Consider the following 18579-nt stretch of genomic DNA (forward strand, 5'->3'; position numbering starts at 1 on the left):
GAAAGGATTTACTTGGTTGTCTCGGGGGGCGATGGCTTGAGCAGGGGTTGCGCGACATGGCGCGGCGTCACCACCTGGCCGTTCTCGACATAAAAAATACCGTCCTTGATCACCAGATCGACCTTTTGCAGATCATCGAGTGACTGGTCGGGATTGCCGCGCACGACCAGAATGTCAGCCAGCTTGCCGGCTTCCAGACTGCCGATCTTGTCGTCCATGTCGAGCAGGCGGGCATTGACGATGGTGGCCGCTTTCAAGGTATCCGCCAGACTGTAGCCGCCTTTGACGAACCATTTCAACTCGGCGATATAGACATTTGGGATCATCTTGTTGGCATCCCCGATGGTATCGGTGCCGACCCCCATAACGATCCCGGCCGCCTTCATCTTCTTGAAGACGTCGAAATCATCCTGACTGGTCATGGCGAAGCGGCGCGAGGTCGAGCCATAGAAACCGCCATTGCGGTCGATGACATTCTGGTAGACCTGAAGCGTCGGAACCGAGGCAGCATGGTTCTTCGCCATCAGGGTGATGGTGGCATCGGTTCGCGGCAGCGGGTGTTCGATCATGTCGATACCGGCCTTGACGGCCATTTCGGTATAGATGCCCTCGCAGTCGCAGGTCACCTTCAGACCGAGGCGGTGGGCTTCATCGACGGCGGCCTGGACTTCATCGGGCGCGAAATGGCTGGCGATCTTGATGACGCTGGCGCCATCCTTGAAGACCTGACGGACGGCTCCGCGCCAGGCGTCGGCGCCATTGACCTCGATGGCGTAGTCATGGCCGTGGGTTGGGGTGAGAGGGCGTTCGGTGGCATGGCCGCCTGTACCGGTGATGATATGGCCGGCGGTGAAAACGCGCGGCGCCGGGATCGCGTTATCGGCGCTCCATTGCGCCAGCACATAGGGGGCTTCACCAACGCCGTTCAGATCACGTACAGAGGTGAAACCGGATTCGATCAGCCAGCGCAAATTGCGGGTGCCGCGCATGGCGCCATCAACCGCGCTGCCCTGTTCGTCGATATTGGCGTCGCTGTCGGGATAGGTCAGGTGGACGTGCATGTCGATCAGGCCGGGCATGACGGTCTCCCCGGTGACGTCGATCACGCGAGCCTCCGCCGGCCAGTCGGTTGAGCTTGCCGGCAGAATGGCGCGGATATGGTTGTCTTCGATAACAACTGTGGCAGGGCGTGCGGCAGCCGAGACGGCGTCAAAGACGCGCCCGCCGCTCAGCACGGTGATTTTCCCCTTTTCGGCGGAGGGTTTTCGCGGAATGCGCCGAGGGTCGTCGACCGTTTCAATCCCTTTCAGAACCGGCCGGCGATCCTGAAGGCTGACCTGAGCATGGGCGGAGGACATCAGCGTGGTCAGCGCTAAAACGCCTGTGGTCAGAAAACGGCTTGAAGATTTTGTGGAAAAAGACAGGAACATGGTGGCCTCGTGGGAGGAAGGGGGGACAGTGATCCCGGCGAACACTGTCCCTTTATACGCCTTACAGGTACGCTTTACACTGTAGCTCTAGGGGCTACATCTTCCACGACAGGCGGGCGTAGTAATACCCGCCGTAGCCGCCGAAGGGGGAGTAGGCAGCGTAAGGCGAGCTGCCGATGGTGTTGGCGATGGTGTTCTTGTCGGGGTAGACATCCAATAGATTGTAAGCGCCGATCGCGATGCGGTAGCCGTCGCCGAAGGCACGCGACACCTCCAGATCGGTGATGAACTTGGCACCAAACTTCTGGTCGGTGGCCGCCGTCGCGCCCAACAGGCTGAACTCGCCGTAACGGGTTTCCTTGATATTGACGGCATAGGGGCCAGCGCTCCAGTCGAGGCCGAGAATGACCTTGTCCTTCGGCTGAAGTTCGGTGATGTAGCCCTGAGTTTGACGATCAAACAGGGTCAGCCCCAAACCGGCCAATGCGTCCGGCGTCGGCGCGATCTTGTCGATCTCGGTTTCATTGTGGTTGTAACCGAGTGTGGTGCGGAAACGGCCAAATCGCTCGGTTGAGAGATTATAGGTGGCAACCAGATCGATGCCCTTGGTTGTGGTGTCGATGGCATTGGTGAAATAGCGGACATACTGATTGCCGGAGAAGCCGTTGGCAATCAGGATGGCTTTGACGCCGGCGCTGGAGAGCAGGCCGGTCAACTGAATACGATCATCCAGTTCGATCTGATAGGCATCGAGCGTCACGGTGAAGCCGTGGCCTGGCGTCAAGGCGAAGCCAGCGCTGTAGTTGCGCGACTTTTCCGGCTTGAGGGGCTGGGCGCCCAGCGCTACGCCGACAGCAGAGTCGGTTTTGACGATCTTCGATTCGATCAATTGATAGGTGGTGCCGACCAGGTTGAATTGCGTGCCGGTTTGGGCATAACCCATCTGGGCCAGCGAAGGCGCACGGAAGCCGGTCGAAGCGGCGCCACGCAGAGTCAGCCAGTCATTGACCTTGTAGCGCGTCGAAACCTTGCCGCTCACCACATCGCCGGCGCTGTCGTCATAGGTTTCATAACGTGCCGCGGCGGTGACCAGCCACTTCGGTGTGACGTCAAGCGCCAGATCGACATAGGCCGCGGTGACATTACGTGAAATATCGGCTTCGTCGCCTGGCAGGACGATGATAGCGCCCTGCGCGCCGGTCAGGGCCGGTTTGCCCTTGTTGGTGCCGGAGGTGTAATAGTAGCCGCCGTTGGCGTAGGCCGCTTCATCGAGCGCATGGGTCTGGTAGTTTTCGTGACGGAACTCTGCGCCGGTCGATACCTGCAAGGCCTTGCCGCCCAAAACATCGAAATGGCGCGTGAGGTCGAGGTTCGTGGTCCACTGATCGAACTGAGAGCTGTAGGTCTCGAAGCTGGTCGGGCTGGCGGCGCCCAGGGAAGCATTGAGCGAATTGTCTGCGCCGTTGATGACATGGTCGCGACCAAAGGTCGTGCCAAGTGTGCTGTCCCAGCCCTTGAAGGTGCCCTTGAGACCCGCCGAGAGCTGGAAGTCATATTCCTTCATGGTGTAATACGGTGTGAAGCCGTTCGGATAGATCGCCGTAATGTTACTATTGGCATTGGGCTTGCGACCGGCCTGACCAACTCGGGCATTACGGGTCGTGAAGGTGGTTGTGGCGAAGAACTGGGTTGTGTCTGTGACGGGAATGACGGTGTTGGTCACCAGGTCGAGGCTCTTGATTTCCGGTAGCCCGCCCTGATAGGTGCGACGATTGGCGGAGGCTTCACGCGGATCGGGCTGGCCGCCTATCGTATCGTACATGGTGCCGGTCACGTCGGAATTACGCACGACCTTGTCGCTGCTCTTGATCGCGAGCGACACTGTGGTGGAGCCATCGTGCGGCAAGGCGAAGCCTTGCGATGCCTGCGCCGAGATCGTGGTGCCATCACCCTCAAACCGTTGGCCCGCCTCAAAGCTGCCGGAACTGCCCGTCTTATTGGTCTTCAGAATGATATTGATGACACCGGCAATCGCGTCCGAGCCATATTGTGCGGCGGCGCCGTCGCGCAGGATTTCGATATGATCGATGGCGCTGGCCGGTATCAGGTCGACGTCTACCGGATTGGCCCCAGCCGATACGTTGCCCGAATTGAGGTTGATCGAGGCGCTGTTATGGCGACGCTGGCCATTGACCAGAACAAGGACGTGGACGCCTGACATGCCGCGCAGGCCTGCCGGGCGCACGATGCTGTCCTGCGACGAACTGCCGACTGCCATGGCCTGATACGAGGGGACGAGTTGGGTCAGGACATCGCGCAATTGCAGGCTGCCGGCCAGCTTGCTGATCTGGTCAGCGCTGATGATGTCTATGGGGGCAGGGCTGGAGGTCACGGTGCGTGGTTTGCCGCGTGAACCGGTGACAATCACTTCGGTGGTCGGATCTGAGGTGGCGGTTTCCTGAGCCAGAACCGGCGCAGCAACGAGGGTGGTGAGAGCTGACGCGGTCAGCAAGGTGGTGCGTAAAGACATGTAATCCCCTTCGATTTAACTGAAATTTCAAAACGCATCAGGGGGCTGGGAGCTTAACCTGAGGCGCTTTGTCGTATTAGGTGCAGACACATTTTTTTATTCAGTAGCGTCAGTGTTCCAAATGGTACACTGACCATATAGAAAATCACCACCAAATCAATTTAGATTTATTGACGTGAGGGTTTAGGCGTCAGACCGCGCTTGCGTGCTGAAGGTCGGGGCGCGAACTTTCGGTATTCACAGCGAGGTTATCAAAGGCCTGGGCCAGATCCGAGATCAGGTCGTCGACATTTTCAAGTCCCATATGCAGTCGAATGAGGGGGCCTGTCTCGACGCCGTCGCGGCACACGCGCTGTTTCAGTTGCGGATTGGCGTTGATGGCGAGGCTTTCAAAGCCGCCCCATGAGTAACCTAGGCCAAAAACCTTGAGGCTATTAAGAAAAGGCTCGACCTGATCGGCATAGCCAGGATGAAATTCAAAGCCGATCAGGCCGTTGATGCCAGAGAAATCGCGCGCCCAGATGCGGTGGTTGGGATCTGTGGGCAAGGCCGGACAAAGCACGCTTCTCACCTGCGGCTGACTCTCTAACCACGTCGCCACCGTCAAGGCGGAGGCGGCATGTTGCGTCATGCGCGTGCACAGGGTGCGCAAACCCCGGATCGCCGTATAGGCGTCATCGGGAGACACCATCCAGCCGACTTCACGATAAGCCGTTTTTAGCAAGGCTGCCGCCGGCCCCTTGGCGGCGGCCATCCCCATGAAAACATCGGAGTGACCACAGACATATTTGGTCAGGGCCTGGACGCTGACATCAACACCATGATCGAGCGGCTTGAACAAGACGCCGGCGGCATAGCTGTTATCGATGACGGTGAGGATACCGGCCTTGCGCGCCATAGCGGCGATGGCGGGAACATCCTGGATTTCAAATGTCAGAGAGCCGGGGGATTAAGAAAGATCAGGCGGGTGTTTGCCGTGATCAGGCCGGCGATATCTGCGGCCGTTGATTGTGGGGCGAAGTAGCACGTAGTGACGCCAAAGCGGCGCAACATGCCTTCAAAAAAACGCCGGGTTGGGCCATAGATGGTGTCGACGGCCAGCACCTCATCGCCCGCGCTGGTGAGAGCCAGTACAGCGCCGGTAATGGCGGCTAGGCCGGAAGGGTAGAGGGTCACGTCGTCCGCGTTTTCCAGTTTGGCCAGCATGTCGCGCAACAAGACGTGCGTTGTCAGGCCCCCGCGACCATAGGTTTGCTGCGACGTATCATAGATGTCTCTGGCCAATTCCAGAAGAATAGTGGAACCCCTCTGCACAGCGGGCGCAGGCGTCTGACGCAGTGTGGCGCCATCGGCGTGGCTGGCAATCAGACGGGTGTTGAGAGAGCGGGGGGATGCGGATGACATAGGCTACCAGTGGGCGGAAAGGATTAGGGGGATGCCAGCCGATTGTTCGGACAGCGACAACATCAAACCTAACACAGGGCCGCCAAAGAAATCTTCACCATAATTTTGATGAAAATTGCCAAAATTGGGATGAATGATCTAAAAGGTGGCGTAATATGTAATTTTAATTTGATTTAGCGCCGCTATATCTCTGTTCCATTTGGTACACAATGGTTACATCGTGACCTTCAAAGGTAGCGATGTCGTGTGCTTAATTTCCTCCATGGCGAAGGCCGAGCTGACGTCCGTAATCCGCACCTGGGAAATCAGCCGCTTATAGGCCCGGTCATAGGCCGCCATGTTTTCGACCTTTAGTTTGAGAAGATAATCGACCTCGCCCGTCATGCGATAAAATTCCACCACTTCCGGCATGGCGTGGACCACCTCGGCAAAGTGGCTCAGCCACGCTTCGCTATGCTCGCTGGTCTTGATGCTGACAAAGACGGTCAGTTCCAGGCCCAGACGTTCCGGGTTCAGCAAGGTCACGCGTTTGCTGATGACGCCATCTTCTTCAAGGCGCTTCATGCGGCGCCAGCAGGCGTTTTGCGACAGGTGAACGATCTCTGATACGGCAGACACCGACAAGGTACCATCTTCCTGTAGAGCGCCCAGGATACGCACATCGGCTTCATCGAGAGAAGTTCTATCGGACATGTTAAATCCATACGATTAGGCGCAAAAAGTTGCCGCCGTTAGAACGATGCCTAAAGAGAAGCATAGATTTGTGCAAGGATTCTGATCTGGAAGCGACCATCGAGGGCACCATCGCCTCGGCCTTGGGGCTCTTACCATAATGCCGGGCCAGGCCTATGGGAAGGCGATTTGTCTGGCTACCGCCGCCGTGCAGTAAATTCACCTTAAGCCGAGTGTCACTTTGCGTTTCGCTAATGAATTCAGGTGGCAGGTGGTCAGGTTGACGTTCGAAGGGAACACACATAACAACCATGCGCATTCCCTTCGAGAAGGCTGACAGTATTGAAGATCCTGACAGAAGCGCCGCTTAGTTCATGCGATATTTTACGCCTGCTCGGACAGTCCAGCCATTGAGTGTATCGCCCGCCCGCGCATCTGCCGTGAGGTGAGCCGACAGGTTCTCGTTCGACCGTGACTGCGCCGTTACGCCGACCAGAGCCTGACCGAAGGTTCCGGTACGCTGACCGGTCAGCCAGACCGCGTCGGACGTACCTTCCGGCACATAGGCGACCTGGCTCTTCGGCGCATTTTCCTGCCAGACGTTCACTTCGCTATAAGGAGTCCATGTGACGCTCTTGGTCGTCAGGCTCGTTCCAACGCGCACGCCCGCATGGGCAAGCTGGCTCTTGAGATAAGCGATCTGGACACGTCCCAGGTCATTCGGGATGACGAGAGCGTCAGCATTGACCTTGGTCCCCACATAACCGATGACCGGTTCAACGAAGACGCTCTTGATATCAAAGCGATTGGACAGGGCCACCGAAATCGTTTGTGAGCGCGCCTTCAGTCGACGGCTCGACAAGCCCAGCACCGGATTGGTCACATCCGAATTCAGGACTTCGTTACGTTCCTGAACGGACAGGCGAAGACCCTTGTGCGTGATGGCCGTATAGAAGCCATAGTTTGGCGCGTCGATCTTGAGGCTTGCGCCTGAGAGGGTATGATCGTCGATCCGAGCATGGGTCGAACCGCCCATGAAGCCTGCGCGCACACTGGTGCCCGTGCCCTGGATATTGTAGACGCCAACATCAAAGCCGTACTGCGTGCCATCTTGCGAAGATCTGGCCTTGGTCGTGGCGCCTGACGAATAAGCATCCGAAATCGTGAAATCGCCCTTCAACGACAACTCACCCGTATAGGCCCGTGCCCAGCTATGCCCCATCCACTGGTTGATGCCCAGACTGTTGTCGCGAACGAATACCTCGTCGGGCAGGTTTGCCAGATTGAGGTTTTGAGCCGTGACATAGGCCGTCAGACTTTCCGGCAGGCTTGAAAGGGCCGGCGTGTTCAGGCTGGAGACGATGCCCCAATTATGAGTGCCTGCAATCTTTTGCAGGCTGTAAGTCATCAGGCTATGGCTGCCCAAAGCAGCCTCAGTACCGATATCGGTATCCGCCGTCAGTGTGCCATCGCCGCCTCCGGAAGAGACCAGGACCACAGGCGTGCTCAGATACTTCCGGCCGTTGGCAGAATTATAGAGGCGCACGGTCGATGTGCCCGACAATGTGCCGACATTGAGCCTGTCAGTCTGGCCGGTCAGCATGTTGACATCGAACGACAGCACCGAACCCACAGCGCCGGTATAGGCCCCTGCAATGTTGATGACATCACCGGTACGACCATTGACCATGTGCACCTCACCGGCATTGCTCAAGCTGGAGGCATTCAGGACACCGGCATTGGAGAACGAACCGACCCAAATTTTGCCACCCGCCGCATTGGTGAGCGCGCCTAAACCACTAAAACCATTATCTTCGAGCCTTAAGGTGCCGCTATTGTTAAATGCCGCCCCATCGCCAGTCACATCGCCTTGCAGAATAAAGTTGCCGGAGTTGTTGACCACGCCATTGATCTCACCTCGCACATACGCATTGGCGCTTGTGTCCAGTGTGCCGTTAAAGGTCCCTGTGCTGGTAAATTCGCCTGCACTGGTCATATCTCCGTTCCAGGTTCCGGTATTGAAAACAGTCCCTGAGTTTGCCGACACAGAACCGTTCCAAATTCCATTATTATTAATCAGGTTCGAATTCATCAGAACATCACCATTCCAGGTGCCGTCGTTGATGAGATTGCCGCGGTTGGTGCTGATGCCACCGTTGACGATGCCCAAGTTCCTAACAAGGCCCGCATTCTCAAGCGTGCTGTTCAGAGTTGCGCCCGTGCGAATGCTTAATTGTCCATCCGCGTCGTTAACGAGGCGCGTGTTCAACGCTGCATCACTCAGAAGAGTCAGGATGCCGCTATTGGAAACGTCATCTATTGTTGCAGACGCTGCGATAAAGGCTGAACCACCGGTGGAATTGACCAGGGAACCGTTGATGGAGCCAGTGATCTGAGCCTGACCTGTGTTGGTCAGATTACCGTTGAGCGTACCTCTGTGGACGAAGTCACCAGCCGTCGTAATGTTGCCATTCCAAGTGCCTAGATTGCTAAGAGAGTTCGTGTTGCTGACAACATTACCATTCCAGACGCCGTCAGAATAGATATCGCCGCTGGTAGATATTACAGCACCGTTCATTGTGCCCGAGTTAGCTATGTAACCCGTATTGTTGCGCACATCGCCGTTCCACGTGCCAGTTGAGAGGTTCAGAATCCTGCCCGTATTGGTGTTGATGATAGCGTTATAGGTGCCTGAGTTCTCGACCTCACCAGCGTTGTCCAGATCGTCCGTTACCGTGCCGCCTTGCTGGATGAACAATTGCCCGCCCAGTTCATTAGTAATATGACCAGCGGTGATCGAAGCACCATTACGGACGATGACGAGGGCACCATTTTTGACCTGTACGCTTGAGGTGTTGTTAATCGAACCATAAAGACTGACGAATACGTTACTTTCGATAGTCGTCGCGCCCGTATAGGTGCTGTTTCCATTCATGAGGATCGATGTGAGGCCGCTTGTTCCGGTATTCGCAATTATCAGCGATCCGTTCGTAGTCTGATCGGTCAAATTTCCGTCCAGATTTACCGAAGTCCCCCTCAGGTCAATGGTGTTGGTGGTTGAATTGCCCAGCTGAAAATTTTGGGCAAAAGCGCCTGGCGTCGTAAAATAAAGCGTCCCGCCTGCGAATACCGCATTCAGGCCGTTACCCAGTTGCGCGGCGTCAAACCCGCCTGGCGCAGAGGTATCGATATCAGTCGATACTGGCGTTGTCGGGGTCGGCGTAAAGGTGCCCCAGTTGAAGGTCGTACCCGTGGCAAAAAACGAAACCGGTGTGGTGAAGGCCGTGTTTGAGCGATAGGTCGACAAGAACAGGTAATAGGTCTGCCCGGCGACAAGGTTGGCCGAGAAGGCGGAACACGCGCCCGTACAACCAGTTGTCGTTATGCCAACATTGCTAATCAGATTGTCAGCATCATCGTTACCGACAATGGCATTAGCGCTGGGGTTGAGCGGGTCAAAAGACCCCGAATACAGGATCGATACAGGATCGAAATTGGCTTCATAAACACCGAAGATGGCACCGTTGACGCTGGTATCCGGCGTGAAGAAGACTGTGACGTAATTGTAAGTATAATTTCCTGTCATCAGACCACTAACAGTCTGCTGAAAAACCTCTGGTCATTTTGATTTTGCCGTGATTCCCTTCTTGAGCGAGAAGGAGGAACCAATGCGTGGCGAGTTTCGGGATCAGGGCGGATTATTTTCGTACATATCGTTGGAAGAACGCGTTCCGGATACGCATCCTCTTCGCAAGGTTCGTGAGTTGGTTCGCGCGGTTCTGGTCGACCTGAACGCGGACTTTTCGGCGATGTATTCTGAGGAAGGGCGCCCTTCCATTCCACCGGAACAGTTACTGAGCGCCTTGCTTCTGCAGGTGTTCTACGGCGTCCGCTCGGAACGCCAGTTGATGGAGCAGTTGGATTACAACCTTCTGTTTCGATGGTTCGTGGGCTTGTCACCCGACGCGGCTGTGTGGGTGGCGACGACATTCACCAAGAACCGTGAGCGCCTGCAGAAGGGTGATGTTTTTACGAAGTTCATGACGGCCTTGCTGTGCCACCCAAAGGTTACGCCCTTACTCTCGGACGAGCATTTCTCAGTGGATGGCACGCTGATTGAAGCCTGGGCTTCGTTCAAGAGCTTCAAGCCGAAGGACGGGCCGGACGATACGGACGGGTCTGACTTCCATAATCAGAAACGCGGCAATGACACCCACGTCTCGACGACCGATGGCGACAGCCGCTTGTACCGCAAGGCTCAGGGCCGTGAAGCGAAGCTGTGCTACATGGGCCACGCGCTGATGGAGAACCGCAACGGACTGGCGGTTGGTAGCGTTGTCACCCAAGCCACCGGCACGGCCGAGCGCGAGGCATCCGAAGCCATGCTGGCGGTTAGGGTCAAGCACACCGGCAAGCCGGCGACCGTAGGCGAAGACAAGGCTTATGATGTCGCTGCACATGGCGAAGCCTTACGCAATCTTGGCGTGGAGCCGCATGTCGCCCGTAATAACGCCACGACTAAAACCGGCAAGACCAGAACGACCATCATCGACGATGAAACGGCCGCCAGCGATGGCTACGCAATGTCACAGACCCGGCGAAAGATGATCGAGTGCATCTTCGGTTGGGGCAAGCAGCACGGCACGATGCGTAAGACAAAGCATCGCGGCCTTGAAGCTGTAGCTGGAGATTTTCTGCTCAATCTCATAGCCTACAACCTCATCCGGATACCCAAGTTGCTAACCGCATAGGAGGGGTCCGTCTAAATTTAGGAAAGCAACAAAAACAACAACGAATGAAGACACATAAAAGACCAAGAGACTTACGCAAAAATGCGGAAAGGCCAAAGGCAAAGCCTTTTTCAGCAGACTGCTAAGGCTATTGAGCGTTGAGCTATTAAGAAATTGAGAGTTTAGAAATATTTGATCAACTGTCTGATCTGAAATAGTATAGGTTGACGGTGCGGGATCTGCTAACGCACCTGAAGTTGAAACAATAAAAGCCAGTGCAGACGCACCGGCCATCATACGAGATATCGAGTTTAATTTACGCATTTTACGCTGTCCTATGCCTACTGCACAATTATTATTACACCAGTAAAGCGCAGGTATTAAAACACCGTTTATGGGTTATTTATAAAAAGCTAATTTTATAACTTCAGGATCAGATACCTGCGGCTTTCGTGATGAGCAATGCAAAGGCATACCCAACTATACGATCCCTTGGGACGCTAGCGTGCAAAGCGAACTAGCAAAACGCGTTGGGCTGCCAACCCCGTTCAAAATAAAAAAGACTTTAGTGCGCCCCAGCGATAACGCCAACCCTTACGGATCGCACTGACATGTCTTCTCATGCAAATGTTACCATAAAAAAGTAGCAATAATGTCACATTGTGACGAGAAATCGAGTTGAAAGTACTTGAAAAGCCTAACGAGTGAGCGCCGGTTGCGATCCGGCAACATCAAAATGTGTCGCATTTGTAATGATACATAGTATATAATTTCATATTTGACATAAATTAAGCTCATTAATGTACTTAATGTGCCTTCAAATTTAAACATTAAGCACTTATATGTCATGCATGCATTAATTAACGTTTTTAGTTATTTTTTTTATTCCGGAAAGATTGTATCTGCATATATTTCATTATTTAAAAGAGTGCGCTAATCATGATTTTGCTTGTGGAAAATTCACACCTAAACGCGTGTGTTTCATTTCTAAAACCACAGGCCAAATAAAATAGTAACTCAGGATTGGAATGGAGAAGTCGGCACCCGCCTGCGAAGTGTGTTGGCTTTAATACTCAGGAATAAAAACGTCAGAGGCAACAAACTCTCATACGACTTCGCGTAAGCATCAGTCTCGTCTTGCGAGCTGTTGACGTTACTTCAGCTTCATTAGCCCTAAACGTACGGCCTGCTCAGGCCGACGATGGAAGTCTGTAGCTCGAATTCAAAAATAATCTCGAAAGGTATCCTTATGATTGGAAATGATAGCGATAACATTGGCGCTCAGAGACGTCTGTTACGTAGAATTTTCTTGAGCAGCGCGTCGACCTTAGTTCTGTGCGCGCTTGCTTCGTCTGCCTTCGCGCAGGAGACTGCGTCGGCAGCTCAGCCTGCCACCACAGAAACGGCTGCTGCACCCGACGATTTACAGGTCGTGGTCGTCACCGGTATCCGTAACGCGCTTCAGTCGGCCGCCACGATCAAACGCAAGGCCTCAACCTTCGTCGATTCAATCACCGCCTCGGACGTTGCCGCGCTGCCTGATCTGTCTGTGGCCGAAGCTCTGGCGCGCGTGCCGGGCGTCACGGTGACGCGCTTCTCCATTGGCGGCAGCCCTGACTTTCCGTCGCCCGAAGGCCGCGGTAACCTCATTCGCGGTTTGGGTTTTGTGCGGTCTGAATTCAACGGACGTGACGCCTTCTCGGCCAATGGTGGCCGTTCGCTCGATTGGTCCAGCATCCCGCCCCAACTCGTGGGCGGCGTAGACGTCTACAAGAACGCATCAGCCGACCTCATCGAAGGCGGCATTGGCGGCACAATCAATCTGCGTACGCTGGAGCCGTTTGATCGCAAAGGTTACTTCGCCGCCGTCTCTATGGACGTGAACTACGGTGATCTCGCCAAGAAGTTTTCCCCCTCCTATAATGGCGTCATTGGTAATCGCTGGTCGACCAGCATCGGTGAATTCGGTCTGATGGGCGCGCTATCGACCTCAAACCTGAAGTCCGCCTATAATGGCTGGCAGCAGGGCGCGCCAATCCCCCGTTCCGATCTGGTGGACGGCCAGACTGTCGGCGTCGTCGAAGGCTTCCAACTTCGCACCAGCGATATCGATCGTGACCGCTCGAGCGCTTATCTGGCCGGGCAATGGAAAAACGACACTATGCGTCTGACGGGCAAGTATATTCGGGTCGTCAACAAGACTGAGAAGTTCTTGAGTATACGCTCGAATCCTTCCCGGATGGCAGCAACAACCAGAACTATTCCGTCACCGACGCGACCTACGACACAAGTTGGACTTCGGCCGGCCTCAATAGATGTAATGTGCCGTCGGTTGACGCAAATGCAAACCCGCCGCGCGGCGTTGATTTCTGCGAAACCCAATTTCCGGTCGATGGCGGCCTGATGACGTCGGGTGTGATCAGCAACAATGGTGACAGTGGAATTGGGGCCTACGGCCTTGGAATACAGGTTCTGGGCATCGGCAAGACTGAGAAGACGGTCACGGAAGATTTGAGCCTGAACTTCAAGTGGCGCCCGGCTGAGCGCTGGTTTGTTGAACTGGATGCGCAGAAGACCAAGGCATCGGCGTCTTCGACGGAAGTTTGGGGTGGCTCACAAACCTGGGCGGACGCTTATATCGAGCCAGGCCTTGATAATCCGAAAGTGACCCTGACGACCAACCCGCAAACCCAGATCCATGCGGGTAATGTTGCCGGCGCTGTGCAGACCGGCGTGGATAGCAATGGCGATCCCGTCTATGCTTACACGCCTGGCGTTCAAACCAGCACGGCCGATCCGAACGCGTCCTTCTGGCTTTATGCCGGCGAGGGACACCACGACGGCACGGGCGACCTGACAGCGGTCAAGGCCGACGTACAGTACGAATTTGCCGGCGAGACCTGGTTCAAGTCGGTAAAATTCGGCACGCGTTATTCGGAGCGCAGCCAGATCAATAAAGAAATGGACGTGAACTGGGCCAGCGTAGCCCCTTCCTGGGATGACACGGGGCTGGGCCTGTTCGCCACTGAAACGACACCGGCTTATACTACCGTCGATTTCTCTGACTTCTATCGCGGCGGTGTCCTTCAGGGAGACAATACTAAGTTTCTTGCCATCTCATCGGAATTGTTGCTCGATCCTGTTAAGCTTGCCAACTACATAAACAATGAGCCAACATTCAACAATGCCGACGGCTCCTCTAAGGTGGGCTGGAAGACGCAGCTTAATGCCGATGGCAGCGTCAATTACGACCCCGCCCGTATCTCAGACGTAACGGAAAAAACAACCAATCTTTATGCCATGATGAATTTCGACAAGGCATTCGACAACGGCATGTCGATTGATGGTAATTTCGGTGTGCGCTATACTTCGACTGAACTGCATTCTTCGGGTTACCTCGCCTACAAGGCGTTTGATGAGGATTCGCAAACGACTTCAACGCAAGCGGCGCCGCGAACAGACGATGCTGAATCGCGCGATGCGCCTCAGGACTTCTTGCCCGAGACGACCTTATATCTCCAGACTGCGGCGACGCCTCAAACGGTCAACCAGAAAGATTCCCACTGGTTGCCGTCGTTTAACCTGAAATGGAACCTGAACAGCGAGATGCTCATTCGCTTTGGCGCCAGCCAGAACCTGAGCCGTCCCAATATTCAGGACATGCGCGCTGGCCAGGTGGTCAACGCTGTCACGAGCAATGCGAAATATACCGAAATAACGGACAAAACAGATCCTCTTTACGGTGTCGATCGCGGCTATTCTAACATTTCGCTTGACCAGATCCGCATTACGGGGGGCAACCCCAACCTGAAACCGACTACCTCCAACAATTACGATGTTTCCTGGGAGTGGTACTTCAAGGGCGGTACCGTCTCGACCGCTCTCTTCCAGAAGGATCTCAAGAATATCATCCAGAATGGTGATATCACTATGGGTTCCACCACACTCGATGGCAAGACCGTGAACATCGTCTACAGTGGTCTTGTCAATGTCGACACGGCGTCTGTGAAAGGTGTCGAACTGGCCTATCAGCAGTTCTATGACTTCCTGCCCGGCGTCTTCTCGCACCTGGGTTTGCAGTCCAACTTCACCTTTGTCGATGCCAGTGCTGAACCGCCTCCGCCCTATGTGGATGCGAACGGCGATGGCGTGCCGGACGACTTTGGCACTATCTACCGCTTTGGCGTCAAGGACCTGCTTGGGCAGTCGAAATATATCTTCAACATCGTTGGCATCTATCAGGATAAAAAGTGGGAAGGCCGCGTGGCTTACAACTGGCGGTCCGAGAACCTGACAAGTTATCGAGATTACATTACCGGTGACCCCATCTACCTTGGCGATGTCGGCTTCCTGGATGCCTCGCTCAAGTATAACGTCAATCGCAATTTACAGATCAGCTTGAACGCTTCCAACATTTTGGACACCAAGAACAAGGCTTATGCCCAGGTCAATGCCGACGGCCAGCGTGTCGACCGGTTCAGCTTCCTGAATGACCGACGCTTCGTGCTCGACATTCGTTATCAGTACTAGGTCGTTATGTGCACGGGGCGGGCTGGATCGGCTCCGTGCACTTCCATTTAAGTCTAGCGCAAGTGGCTGCTGCTGTTTGGCGACCATCAAGCCTGTCAATTAGTGGTGACACTATTGACAATATGCCAATATATCATGTAATCCGGATATATGGATAAAAAGCAATCTATTGAGGCTTTCGCCGCCCTCAGTCAGGAAACCCGTCTGGATGTCTTTCGCCTGCTTATCAAAGTGGGGCCGGAGGGTATGCTGGCAGGTGAGATCGGCGAGCACTTCGCCATCAAGCAAAACACCATGTCGGCGAACCTTGCCATTCTGAACCGGGCGGGCCTGGTGCGCAGTCAGCGTGAAGGACGCGCTATTCGATATTTTTCCGACATCGATGGGGTGAAGGGCTTGCTGGAATTTCTTTTGGAAGATTGCTGTGGTGGTAAGCCCCAGCTTTGCCAGCCCGTCATAGCGTCCTTAGCCTGTGCTTGCTGATATCGCCAAGGATCACACCTGATGTTTTCTACCTCACGCAAACTGTTCGCCGAGTGTCTGGGCACGGCTCTGCTCTTGGCCATTGTCATTGGGTCCGGCATCATGGGGGAAGACCTTGCTGGAGGGAACACGGCCATTGCCCTTCTTGGGAACACGATCGCCACCGGCGCAGGCCTGGTTGTCCTGATCACCATCTTTGGCCCGATCTCCGGCGCGCACTTCAATCCGGTTGTGACTTTGGCCTTCGCCGCGAAACGTGATATCGGTCTGTCCCTTGCCCTGGCCTATATCATAGCCCAACTTGTAGGCGCCGTCGTCGGTGTCTATGCCGCCCATGAGATGTTTGGGCAAGCCATCATGCAGGTATCCACCAAGCTCCGCGACGGTCCGTCGCTGGCCTTTTCGGAGGCCATCGCGACCTTCGGCCTGATGGCCACGATCTTCGGCTGTATCCGCTTCAGGCACGAGTTCACCCCGGTCGCCATCGGTCTTTATATCACCTCCGCCTACTGGTTCACGGCGTCCACCTCCTTCGCCAATCCGGTCGTCACTATAGCGCGCAGCCTGTCCGATACCTTCGCCGGCATCGCGCCCCATTCCGTGCCACTGTTTATCGCGGCCCAATGCGCCGGGGCCCTTGCCGGCGTCGTCGTCTTTTCCTGGCTTCTGTCCGAACAAACGAATGCCAAACCGATCCATCCGAGTGCCGAACTATGACCATCACCATCTACCATAACCCCGACTGCGGCACGTCCCGCAATGTCCTCGCCGTTCTCGAAGCCGCCGGCTACACGCCGACCGTGGTTGAATACCTGAAAACAGGCTGGACCTTAGACCAGCTTTTGAAGTTGTTTACTGATGCTGGCCTGACACCACGTACGGCGCTGCGTGAAACCAAATCACCCGCCAGAGAACTCGGTCTGTTGGAGCCTGGTGTCAGCGACGAAACGATTTTGTCCGCCATGCTGGAGGCGCCCGTTCTGGTCAATCGCCCGATCGTTGTGACACCCAAGGGCACGAAATTGTGCCGTCCGTCCGAAGTGGTGCTTGACCTCATCGACGCCTATCCGCCGGGGCCGTTCTACAAGGAAGACGGTCAGGTGATGATCGACGCCGACGGCAAGCGCGTCGTTTGACGCTGTTCGGGACAGGCTCCAGATTGGACAGTCTTGTCCTGGATTACTTAGCCGCTGATGAGCGCAGATTTTTGATCTGGTCCTTGGCGTTATCGTTGGTGGGATCAAGCTTCACGGACTGTAGGTATGACTTTATGGCGTCTGACGCCTGGCCGTTTTTGGCGTAGGCTTCTCCAAGACTGTCAAAGGCATTGGCGCTGGCTGGATAGAGCTGCGTTGTGAGTTCAAAAACACGTACGGCGGCTTTAAGTTTACCAACAGCCAGCAATCTGTAGCCCCAATCGTTGAGAGCGCCTTCTGAAAGCGTAAAATCAGGCGTGTTTTTTTTCAACTGCTGATAGTCGGCCTTGATCGTTTCAAAGTCATTCCTTGCCCCCTGAACCGCGAGCGCCTCCTGCGTGGCGGGTACGGCCGAGGCCGGCCTGACTTCGCTCGTTATCATATGGAGCGGCGATTGGTTCTCGCGTGGCGTACGCTTAAGGAATGCTAAGCCGGATAGATCATCTTTTAGATAAGCGTTCAGAAACTGAAGGACGTAAGTCTCCATCCATCCGAACGCAGTCGACATTTCAGTCTCGTCGAATTCGCCGTATCCATCATCAGGTAAAAGCCGCTGATCGAATACTGATGAGAAGTTCGGGTGCTGCAGAGGGTGGAGGGTGACGCGGTAAAGGTCGCCATAGACCATTTTATTCAAAAAGCTGGTCGTTTCATCAAGGCCGGCGGCAATATGCTCAATCTCCTTGGGGCGGGCTGCCAGATAGAGCAGAGGTGCCGTCAACCGCGCGGGCGTGACGTATCGCGCCTGAGCCATCATTTCCGGCCAATAGCGAACCGACCCGTCCAGTGCAACAAGAGCTCCGATCCGGCTATCCTTGGCCGCAGCGAAGACGTTGGCAATTCCTCCCCAGCTATAGCCGACGACACCAATCTTGGTGGTATCGGCCTGTGGCAATGTGTGGGCGTAACCAATCAGGAATTCAATATCTCCCGCCTGCGCCTCTATGCCTTCGATGTCAGTTGTCATTTCGCGCGTGCTTGCCCCGAAGCTGGGACTCGATATGACGATATAGCCATGGCTCGCCAAAAACTCGCACAGGTCGGCATTCTCGATCGCGCTGGCGCTCAAACTTGGGGCATAGACAATAACTGGAAAACGACCCGCGACAGCCACCGCCCCCCGGTGAGCCAGCATCTGTGCGTTCAGTTCATCCTGCGCACGCTGCTTTGAAAGCCGAGCGCTATGACCGATGGTAAACGCGGCTTCAGCCGCCGCCTGCTCAGTGGCAGGCCGGCCCAATCTGTCATCATTTGCACCAAGCTTGAGATAATCCGCAAGCGTCAGGGGTGCGCCAGCGGCTGTGGCGGGGTACCAAATCAGCGTCTGTATAGGGCGTGCGCGTTCCGGTCCCTTGGGCTCGCCCGTGACCGGATCGGAGGCCCCACCGTATCCCCGGCTGTCATCATATTGAGCCACAACTTGAAAGCCCACGCCATATTGACCGGGCGAAATTTGCGAAAAATTGGACGCTGCCGAAGATATAGATGGCAGGAAAGCTAAGAATAATATCAAGGGCAATATGCGCATACGTCCGGGTCTTTCGCTCATTGGGCGCACTTAGTTAGCCATTTTGCGCGACTTAGCAAAGTTACGCTTTGGTCAT

The 18579-nt window shown here is 55.2% G+C and carries 13 protein-coding genes; 6 read left to right on the top strand and 7 right to left on the bottom strand.

From position 1 onward, the window contains the following. Positions 1–8: 8 nt before the first annotated feature. From ABQ278_RS18535 to ABQ278_RS18560, 6 genes are all read right to left on the bottom strand, one after another. Positions 9–1430, bottom strand: coding sequence for an amidohydrolase family protein (locus tag ABQ278_RS18535; protein ID WP_349322504.1), 1422 nt, complete (start codon positions 1428–1430; stop codon positions 9–11). A 94-nt stretch (positions 1431–1524) separates the two neighbouring features. Further along, positions 1525–3960, bottom strand: a complete 2436-nt coding sequence (locus tag ABQ278_RS18540) for a TonB-dependent receptor (RefSeq protein ID WP_349322505.1) — start codon at positions 3958–3960, stop codon at positions 1525–1527. A gap of 190 nt (positions 3961–4150) precedes the next feature. After that, positions 4151–4858, bottom strand: coding sequence for a PLP-dependent transferase (locus tag ABQ278_RS18545; protein ID WP_349322506.1), 708 nt, complete (start codon positions 4856–4858; stop codon positions 4151–4153). Positions 4859–4893: 35 nt separating this feature from the next. Further along, the gene (locus ABQ278_RS18550; protein WP_349322507.1) at positions 4894–5364 is read right to left on the bottom strand and encodes a PLP-dependent transferase; all 471 of its coding nucleotides are present in this window, start codon (positions 5362–5364) and stop codon (positions 4894–4896) included. A gap of 213 nt (positions 5365–5577) precedes the next feature. Beyond that, positions 5578–6057, bottom strand: coding sequence for an Lrp/AsnC family transcriptional regulator (locus ABQ278_RS18555; protein ID WP_349322508.1), 480 nt, complete (start codon positions 6055–6057; stop codon positions 5578–5580). A gap of 346 nt (positions 6058–6403) precedes the next feature. Next, positions 6404–9622 (bottom strand): hypothetical protein, encoded by a 3219-nt coding sequence (locus ABQ278_RS18560; RefSeq protein WP_349322509.1) that lies wholly within the window; start codon positions 9620–9622, stop codon positions 6404–6406. A gap of 82 nt (positions 9623–9704) precedes the next feature. Between ABQ278_RS18560 and ABQ278_RS18565 the strand changes: the two genes are divergently transcribed. The 6 genes from ABQ278_RS18565 (at position 9705) to arsC (ending at position 16915) form a co-directional block, all read left to right on the top strand. Then, on the top strand, positions 9705–10787 hold the full coding sequence (locus ABQ278_RS18565) for an IS5 family transposase (RefSeq protein WP_349320966.1): 1083 nt from the start codon (positions 9705–9707) through the stop codon (positions 10785–10787). Positions 10788–12075: 1288 nt separating this feature from the next. Further along, positions 12076–13170 (top strand): TonB-dependent receptor plug domain-containing protein, encoded by a 1095-nt coding sequence (locus ABQ278_RS18570; RefSeq protein WP_349322510.1) that lies wholly within the window; start codon positions 12076–12078, stop codon positions 13168–13170. Beyond that, positions 13089–15296 (top strand): TonB-dependent receptor, encoded by a 2208-nt coding sequence (locus ABQ278_RS18575; protein WP_349322511.1) that lies wholly within the window; start codon positions 13089–13091, stop codon positions 15294–15296. The genes ABQ278_RS18570 and ABQ278_RS18575 overlap by 82 nt, the downstream gene beginning before the upstream one ends. A 150-nt stretch (positions 15297–15446) precedes the next feature. Further along, positions 15447–15779 (top strand): metalloregulator ArsR/SmtB family transcription factor, encoded by a 333-nt coding sequence (locus tag ABQ278_RS18580; RefSeq protein ID WP_349322512.1) that lies wholly within the window; start codon positions 15447–15449, stop codon positions 15777–15779. Positions 15780–15800: 21 nt separating this feature from the next. After that, entirely contained in the window at positions 15801–16496 is a 696-nt protein-coding gene (locus ABQ278_RS18585; protein ID WP_349322513.1) for an MIP/aquaporin family protein, read from the top strand. Beyond that, positions 16493–16915 (top strand): arsenate reductase (glutaredoxin), encoded by a 423-nt coding sequence (arsC, locus tag ABQ278_RS18590; RefSeq protein ID WP_349322514.1) that lies wholly within the window; start codon positions 16493–16495, stop codon positions 16913–16915. The genes ABQ278_RS18585 and arsC overlap by 4 nt, the downstream gene beginning before the upstream one ends. A gap of 43 nt (positions 16916–16958) precedes the next feature. On the opposite strand, the gene ABQ278_RS18595 is transcribed toward arsC, so the two are convergent. Beyond that, positions 16959–18524, bottom strand: a complete 1566-nt coding sequence (locus ABQ278_RS18595) for a dienelactone hydrolase family protein (RefSeq protein ID WP_349322515.1) — start codon at positions 18522–18524, stop codon at positions 16959–16961. Between the last annotated feature and the right edge of the window lie 55 nt (positions 18525–18579).

The sequence above is a fragment of the Asticcacaulis sp. MM231 genome (assembly GCF_964186625.1).
GTDB lineage: Bacteria > Pseudomonadota > Alphaproteobacteria > Caulobacterales > Caulobacteraceae > Asticcacaulis.

Coding starts and splice junctions, on each gene's coding strand:
- arsC (WP_349322514.1), top strand. CDS start 16,493: ATGACCATCACCATCTACCATAACCCCGACTGCGGCACGTCCCGCAAT.
- ABQ278_RS18555 (WP_349322508.1), bottom strand. CDS start 6,057: ATGTCCGATAGAACTTCTCTCGATGAAGCCGATGTGCGTATCCTGGGC.
- ABQ278_RS18545 (WP_349322506.1), bottom strand. CDS start 4,858: ATGGCGCGCAAGGCCGGTATCCTCACCGTCATCGATAACAGCTATGCC.
- ABQ278_RS18565 (WP_349320966.1), top strand. CDS start 9,705: ATGCGTGGCGAGTTTCGGGATCAGGGCGGATTATTTTCGTACATATCG.
- ABQ278_RS18595 (WP_349322515.1), bottom strand. CDS start 18,524: ATGAGCGAAAGACCCGGACGTATGCGCATATTGCCCTTGATATTATTC.
- ABQ278_RS18580 (WP_349322512.1), top strand. CDS start 15,447: ATGGATAAAAAGCAATCTATTGAGGCTTTCGCCGCCCTCAGTCAGGAA.
- ABQ278_RS18540 (WP_349322505.1), bottom strand. CDS start 3,960: ATGTCTTTACGCACCACCTTGCTGACCGCGTCAGCTCTCACCACCCTC.
- ABQ278_RS18560 (WP_349322509.1), bottom strand. CDS start 9,622: ATGACAGGAAATTATACTTACAATTACGTCACAGTCTTCTTCACGCCG.
- ABQ278_RS18550 (WP_349322507.1), bottom strand. CDS start 5,364: ATGTCATCCGCATCCCCCCGCTCTCTCAACACCCGTCTGATTGCCAGC.
- ABQ278_RS18535 (WP_349322504.1), bottom strand. CDS start 1,430: ATGTTCCTGTCTTTTTCCACAAAATCTTCAAGCCGTTTTCTGACCACA.
- ABQ278_RS18585 (WP_349322513.1), top strand. CDS start 15,801: ATGTTTTCTACCTCACGCAAACTGTTCGCCGAGTGTCTGGGCACGGCT.